We start from the raw sequence: 2,053 nt of genomic DNA on the forward strand, positions 1-2,053 counted from the left end.
GTGTCGACGATGACGGCGATGGTCTCGATGCCCTCCGAGCGGATCGAGGGCAGGTAGAGGCCGGAGGCGATGAAGCGCCGGTTGGGGAGGCTCGAGCTGTAATCACTGTTCGAAGCGTCCGTCATGTAGCGGCGCAGCAGCGTGCGCCAGTCGAGCGTGCTCGTGTGGGCGTTCCGGACCGTCTCCTCGACGCCGCCCGGGGCCTTGCCCTCGGCCTTGGCGATGCTGAGGGCCTGGTGCATGGCCTCGTCCCAGGCCTGCTCCTCAGCGGCCGTGTCCACAGACGCCTGGCCGGTATCGCAGCCATCGCTCGGGCGGGAGTCGGCGTCCATGACCTCGCCGGTGCCGGAAGGGTCATGGCTCGGCGGCGCACCCGATGCGCCATCCCGATCCTGGGAGATCTCCTCCTCACCTTCGCTGTCAGCGGTCGGATCAGACGGATCGCCGGATTCATCGCCTTCCCCGGCGGAAGGCGGCTGGCCGCCCGCCCCGGCGCCCGCGCCGCCGGCATCCTGGGACGCGTTCCCTTCGTCACCCGAATCGTCTTCCCCGGGCTCCGGCAGGCGATCATATGCCTGCTCCACGCTCAGGTCATCCCAGGCTTGGGTGTCGGGCGGGAGCGTGAAGCCGGCATCGCGCAAGAGCGCATGAGTCACGAGTTGCGAGGCCGCCTGCCACCGTTCCGGATCCCGTTCGCCCCGGCGGGTGTGGTGCTTGAGAGCACACGCCATCACCACCCGCGCCATGGCGGTCTCGATCAGGTGCGCGTCGGTCTTAGCCACCCAGTCGGGCGAGTAGCGGATCTCCGCTCCGTCGCTCGCCAGCGTCCGGCGCGTGGGATCGGCGCGGAGCGGGAGCCTCAGGACAAGACTCCCGAAGAAGGGCTGCTTCCGCAGGATTTCGGTCACGCAGTCGCTCACCCGGAGCGCGGACTCGTCGAGCGCCTTCGCGGCCATCAGGCCACCTCCCGTACCGGTTCGGACGGCGTGGTGAAGTAGCCCGCGAACGGCTCCATGAGCGCGTCGGCGTCGCGCTTCACCTGCGCCCGGACAACGGGGTCGAAGGCCCCGGACGGACGGAGCGAATCCGGCTCCACGCCCGCGATCCTCTCCTTCACGTGCTCGCAGAGACGCGCGAGCCTCTGGTCGCCGAAGATGTTGAGCCGGGGAACCACGTCGACCAGGTCCCGGATGTTGGAGATCATGGTGTCCCGGAACACCAGGGGCTTGCCGTCCCCGTCCTCGGTCAGGCGCTCCGAGACCCTTTCCACCGCCTCGGCCAGGCGCCGGTAGAGATCGCCCACGGCGTCGTGGAGCTGCTCCTCGATGTGGCGCTCGATGTCGCGCTTCACCCGCTCGGTGTCGTCCGAGGCGAGCCTGGCGATGAAGTGGTCGGCGTCCGGCACCGGGGTGATGCGGTAGCGGATGGAAAACCTGTCCCGGAGATCCTCCTTCGACGGATACTCCCCGATCCGGAAGAGCTTGCCCAGATCCAGCCGGGCCTGTTCGATGTAGTCGTCGTAGTCCTCGATGAAGCGGGCGCGCTGGCGCACCAGCCGCTCCCGGAGCCCGTCCATGACCTGGGTGTAGTGCTCGTAGTTGGCGACGGTGAGGAGGCGGGAGCCCTTGTCGTCCCAGGGCAGCGACTGGGCATAATGCTGAATGCGGGTTTCGCTCATGGTGGCGTTGAGCGCGGCCAGAGCCGCCTTGGGCAACAAGCGCTTGTTGTACCGGCCCGCGCTGGCGCTCGCGTCGTGGTGGGCGGCGACATGGTCGCTCGCCTCCCGGTCGTAGAGCCGGCCGGACCACGCGCTGATGCGGAGGCTGACCAGCATGGCTTCACGAGTGAGGTCCATTGGAATTCCTCCTTTCAGATTACCTGAGAGTCCACAGGGGGACCTGGATTGCGGCGGCGAGTCTCCGCCTGGCCGCCTCGCGACTGCGGGCCCTCACCGTGTACTGGCGCGAGGGGACGTCGCCCGCCGAATAGTGTGTGATCCTCCAGCAGTGCATGAGCTTCCTCCCTCACCGGGTCCTGGCCGCGGCCCAGCGGA

At 68.5% G+C, this 2,053-nt stretch carries 2 protein-coding genes; both read right to left on the bottom strand.

Annotation, left to right across the window (positions count from 1 at the left end; all coding sequences use genetic code 11):
- Positions 1 to 956, bottom strand: a 956-nt coding sequence (locus tag OXF11_03230) for a hypothetical protein (protein MCY4486114.1), incomplete at its 3' end; no start/stop codon positions are given.
- The gene (locus OXF11_03235; protein MCY4486115.1) at positions 956 to 1,855 is read right to left on the bottom strand and encodes a hypothetical protein; all 900 of its coding nucleotides are present in this window, start codon (positions 1,853 to 1,855) and stop codon (positions 956 to 958) included. The genes OXF11_03230 and OXF11_03235, both read right to left, overlap by 1 nt.
- Positions 1,856 to 2,053: the final 198 nt, after the last annotated feature.

Source organism: Deltaproteobacteria bacterium (assembly GCA_026712905.1).
In the GTDB taxonomy this organism is placed as follows: domain Bacteria; phylum Desulfobacterota; class Binatia; order UBA9968; family JAJDTQ01; genus JAJDTQ01.